At 36.5% G+C, this 2525-nt stretch carries 2 protein-coding genes; both read left to right on the forward strand.

Annotated elements, in window-relative coordinates; all coding sequences use genetic code 11:
- The first annotated feature begins 146 nt into the window (after window positions 1–146).
- Entirely contained in the window at window positions 147–1667 is a 1521-nt protein-coding gene (gene istA / locus N7Z68_RS24085; RefSeq protein WP_275120948.1) for an IS21 family transposase, read from the forward strand.
- Window positions 1664–2416, forward strand: coding sequence for an IS21-like element helper ATPase IstB (gene istB / locus N7Z68_RS24090; RefSeq protein WP_275120949.1), 753 nt, complete (start codon window positions 1664–1666; stop codon window positions 2414–2416). Before istA ends, istB begins: the two co-directional genes overlap by 4 nt.
- The last annotated feature ends 109 nt before the right edge of the window (window positions 2417–2525 follow it).

Consider the following 2525-nt stretch of genomic DNA (forward strand, 5'->3'; position numbering starts at 1 on the left):
TGTATTTGATAATTTAATATTGAGCCACTTTCCAGTAGTTCGATCACATAAAAAATGAGCCACATGATTTCCAATTTAATTAACCTCTCTTATGATTGAAAGTGACCAAACTATCAATTAGGAGAGAGGAAAAAAGGATGATCAACATGGCTCAATTTTATAATATCAAATTCTTGAAAGAGGTTGAAGGATTATCACAAAGACAAATTGCGACAAAACTTGGTATTTCCAGAAATACTGTTAGTAAGTATCTAAAACAAAATCAAGCACCAACGACAATACATCGTAAGAATACATACTCTCATAAAGAGTTATCTGATGAAACCAAGCGTGTAATACCTATTATTGATCAATGGTTAGAGGACGATTTAAAACGTTGGGGCAAGCAGAAACACACAGCTGCTAGAATTTATAGAAGATTAGTAGAGGAATATGACTTTAAAGGATCAGAATCAAACACACGAAAATTAGTTAGAAAACGCAAGAAAAAACTACAGGATGCATACATTCCTCTGGAATTTCAACTCGGCCACCAATTCCAATTTGACTGGGGAGAGGCGGATGTTACACTACAGGGTCAAACGAAACGAATTTTCCTCTTTTGCGCTCAACTTTCTGCCAGTCGGCTTAGATTTGTACGAGCGTATCTTCATGAAAAACAAGAAGCATTTCTTGATGGTTTTGTACATGCGTTTGAATTTTTCGGTGGTGTTCCTACCGAAGGGCTATTCGACAATTTGAGAACAGCTGTTGTTAAAGTTCTACAAGGTCGAGATCGTCTTGAACAGGAGACATTTCTTGCTCTTCAAGCCCACTACTTATTTAAAGCTGAATTCTGTAACGTGCGTTCTGGAAATGAAAAAGGACGTGTTGAAGGAACAGTGGGATATATAAGGAGAAACGCTCTAGTTCCCTATCCAACTGTTCAATCGATTGATGAATTAAATGAGTACTTAATAGATTGGTGTTTGGCAGAGGCTAAGCGCAAGAAAGTTCCTGGCTCTCAAGAAACTGTTTTTGAACTGTGGGAAAAAGAAAAGGAATACTTTCACCCTTTACCAGATAGTCAGTTCGAAGCTTGTAAACTAGTATCATGTCAAGTCAATAAAACATCTTTGATTACTGTAGAAACAAATCAATATTCTGTTCCGAGTCGTTATGTAGGGCAATCCGTTTGGACAAAAATTTTTGTCGATCGGGTGATCGTTATGGCTCAAAATCAAGTGATCGCTGAACATAAGCGTTCTTACGAACGAAATCAAATGGTAACAGAACTTGATCATTATCTTGAAATATTACTCAAAAAGCCAAGAGCGATTAGAGATGCACATGCATTTCACTCATCTGATATTCCTGATGTATTCAGACGTTTTCATCGTAAGATGAGAGAACAAGAAGGGTCTGTAGGAGATCGAAAGTTTATTCGACTTCTCCTCCTTCACAGAGAAATCGGCATGGACAAGTTAACCACAGCTTTGCTAGAAGCTGAAGAAACTAAGGTTTATCGTTATGAAGTCGTTCACGAAATTATACAACGACTAACAAACAATACCTTAAATGTTCACCAACTCTCAAATGAGAAAGCGCCTACGAATCTTTTGAACTATAAAGTTCAAAAGGCTAATATAGCAAAATTCAGACAATTAACAGGAGGTCAGATGCAGTGAAAACAGAGATTTTGTTAGATCATATTACAAAACAGTTAAGAATGCCTACAATAGCGACTAATTACCGTTCTCTCGCAAGAGAAGCAGAAGAACGAAACCTTAGTTATGAGGGATATCTATTAGCACTGTTAGAAATTGAAGCGCAAACTAGAGAAGAAAATCAAAAGCAAAGAAGATTAAAACAAGCTTCATTTCCTGTAGTAAAAACACTAGATGACTATGACTTTAGTTTAATACCTAGTTTAAACAAAAATCGCTTCTTAACATTAGCTAAGGGAGAGTTCGTTGAGAAGAAAGAGAATATTATTTTTCTAGGAAACAGTGGGACTGGTAAGTCTCACTTGGCAACTGGGCTAGGAATTGAAATGATTCAAAGTGGATATAAAGTTAAATTTATTACAGCTTCTGAACTAGTGGAAGAATTATTAATGGCAAAAGAAGAACATAAATTTAATTCTCTAGAAAAAAAGTGGCTCAAATTTGATGTGATCATCGTTGATGAATTGGGCTACGTCCCCTTTTCGAAAATAGGATCTGAACTCTTATTCCAATTCTTTTCAAGTCGATACGAAAGAGCCAGTGTAATCATTACTACTAACCTAGAGTTTACAGAGTGGACGGATGTTTTTGGGGATGAAAAGATGACAGCTGCGCTATTAGACAGACTCACTCATCGTTCACATATTCTCTTGATGAATGGAGAGTCATATCGATTCAGACAAAGTATGAAACAAAAAGATAACCAATAGGAAGCGCGGGGTGTTTGTGTGTCTTGCCCCCATTAATGGGAACTAAGTATCGTAGAATGGCTCACTTTTGAAGTGATCACTATGGCTCAAATTAATATTGACAAAAACA

The sequence above is a fragment of the Alkalihalobacterium chitinilyticum genome, assembly GCF_029028005.1.
GTDB lineage: Bacteria > Bacillota > Bacilli > Bacillales > Bacillaceae_F > Alkalihalobacterium > Alkalihalobacterium chitinilyticum.

What these genes read in the sequence shown, in the direction of transcription:
- istA (WP_275120948.1), top strand. Translation starts at nt 147, where the DNA reads ATGGCTCAATTTTATAATATCAAATTCTTGAAAGAGGTTGAAGGATTA.